3 protein-coding genes are annotated in these 2,322 nt (G+C 68.5%); all 3 read right to left on the reverse strand.

Going from position 1 to position 2,322, the window contains the following annotated elements:
• On the reverse strand, positions 1 to 623 hold a 623-nt coding region (locus ACRDP3_RS05945), incomplete at its 3' end, for a phosphorothioated DNA-binding restriction endonuclease (protein ID WP_431515757.1).
• A gap of 93 nt (positions 624 to 716) precedes the next feature.
• On the reverse strand, positions 717 to 1,775 hold the full coding sequence (locus tag ACRDP3_RS05950; protein WP_431515758.1) for an isocitrate/isopropylmalate dehydrogenase family protein: 1,059 nt from the start codon (positions 1,773 to 1,775) through the stop codon (positions 717 to 719).
• Positions 1,776 to 1,813: 38 nt separating this feature from the next.
• On the reverse strand, positions 1,814 to 2,322 hold a 509-nt coding region (locus ACRDP3_RS05955; RefSeq protein WP_431515759.1), incomplete at its 5' end, for an FAD-binding protein.

The raw sequence follows: 2,322 nt of genomic DNA on the forward strand, positions 1-2,322 counted from the left end.
GCCCACCACCGCACGTGAGCGGCCTCCAGCCCGACGGGTACCCGGCCTATGGACCCGTCGAAGCCGCAGAACGCACAGCGGTACTCGTAGGCGACCAGTACCTGTTTACGCGTCTCGACCGCGCGCCGTCGGTCGCGCGTCAGCCCGGCTGGGGGCATCGTCCCGGCTGCGAGCTCGAGGTTGAGTCCTACGTCAGCCACGACGTCCGGGTGAAGCGACGGTGGGAAGTGCATGTCCAGCAGGGTGTGCGTCAGACGTCCGAGCAGTTCCGGGTCTGCCGCCAGTGCTGACCGAAGTCCCGGCACCAGTCGTCCAGTTGCGCCACTCTCCCGCAGCACCCTCACGCCAGAGCCCGGACTGGCCGGTCCGTGGTCGGTGTGCACCTCCCAGACGCCGTCGCTGACGAGGTGATGGAAGGGGTAGGAGGGTGAAGTCCGGTGCACCGGGCCGTAGTCCTGCAGCAGTGTCTTCAGATCCTGCTCGATGTCCGAGTAGCGCAGCGGCTGCCCGGGGTCCCGCTGAAACCGTCCCAGGGCGTACAGCATCAGCAGCGGCTTGTGCGGCGCGCGTTCCCCGTTGTGCGTCCATTGCCGAAGGCTTCGCACCCGCTCGATCCAGTCCATGCACGAGGACTGTATTGCGGTGGAGTCGGTGACGCGCCCGCGCCCGCAAAGGTTCGGCCAGCCGTCCGCCGGGGCGACTCCCGCTGTGCCCGGTCAGGACCTCAGGTTCTCGCACACGGCTGCCGTGACGGACTGCGTTCCGTGGACCGGTTGTCCCCGTTCGCTCAACTCGATATCTCCGCGGGAGAGCGCGGACTCGACGGAACCTCTCACACGTTCGCCCGCCGCAGGCCTGGAGGCATGGTCCAGCAGCAGCGCCAGGCTCAGAATCTGCGAGAGCGGGTTGGCCAGCGCCTGCCCCGCGATGTCCGGAGCGCTGCCGTGCACCGGCTCCGCGTAAGCCGCCTCCACGCCGACATTGAGGGAGCCGCACATGCCGAGACCTCCCACTGTGGCGGCGCCGAGGTCACTCAGAACGTCTCCGAGGAAGTTCTCCATCACCAGCACGTCGAAGCACTGCGGTCGCGCGACGAGATCGTGAGCAGCCGCGTCGGCGTAGAGGTGTTCGGTCTCGACGTCCGGGTAGTCCGCGGCCACCTCGTCGAACACCCGGCGGAAGAGTGCGTAGCTTCGCAGCACGTTGCTCTTGTCCACACAGGTAACCCTGCGGACACCGTCGGCGGCGGCGTCCGAGCGCTTACGCGCCAGATCGAACGCGTACCGCACGACCCGCTCGGTGCCCACTCGGGTGATCATCAGCTGGTCCGCGGCGGCGTGTGGCGTGGCCGCGCCGGCCCCCCGTGAGACATACAGCCCCTCGGTGTTCTCACGGACCACCACATAGTCGATCTGGCCGGCGCGGTGGCGTGTGGCGCCGGTGATGCCGGGAAGCAGCCTCACGGGCCGGACGTTGGCGAAGGTGTCCAGCCCCAGCCGGAGGAGCCCGCCGAGCAGCCCGGCCTCGGTTCCGTCCGGATGGCGCACGTCGGGGAGACCCACCGGCCCCTTGAGAACGCCGTCGGCGGCACGCAGGCGTTCGAGCGCGTCCGCCGGGAGCGCCCGTCCGGTGCTCCGGTACGCGCCGGCACCGGCATCGATCGTGCTGATGCGGTACTCGAAGCCGTCCAGGGCGGCCACCCGCTCCAGCACCTGCAGGGCACTGTCGACCAGTTCCGGCCCGATGCCGTCCCCGGGGATCACCACGAGCTCCATCGGCTCCGGCCCCGATTGTGCTTCCGGCAGCACCGGCATCACGCGGCCCGGCCGGCAGCGGTGCCCGCATTCCGTCCGAACACCGACCCGTTCGTCAGACCGGTGCCCCCTGGGTAGTTGAAGTAGAAGAGCCCGCCGACCAGTTCACCGGCGGCGAAGAGGCCGGGGATCGGGCGCATGTCGGTGTCGAAGACCTGTGCGCTGCGTGGATCGATGCGGACACCCCCGAAGGTGAAGGTGATGCCGCAGGTCACTGCGTACGCCTCGAACGGTCCCTCGTCGACGGTATTGGCCCAGTTGGTCTTGTCTACGGCAAGGCCGGAAGTTCCCCGGCCGTCCCGGACGTTCGGATTGAAGAGTGTGCCGGTGTCCACAGCGGCGTTGTAGGCATTGATCTCTGCGAGGAAGCCGGAGGGGTCCACCCCGTCCATCTTCTCGGCCAGCTTCTCCAGCGTGGGCGCGGTCACTTTGGTGATCTGGCGGATCCGGTACTCGTCACGGAGGAGATGCGTGACCTTCTGGTCGAAGACCTGCCAGGCGAACTGGC

The organism is Streptomyces sp., from assembly GCF_050698815.1.
Taxonomy (GTDB): domain Bacteria; phylum Actinomycetota; class Actinomycetes; order Streptomycetales; family Streptomycetaceae; genus Streptomyces.

Coding starts and splice junctions, on each gene's coding strand:
- ACRDP3_RS05950 (WP_431515758.1), bottom strand. CDS start 1,775: ATGGAGCTCGTGGTGATCCCCGGGGACGGCATCGGGCCGGAACTGGTC.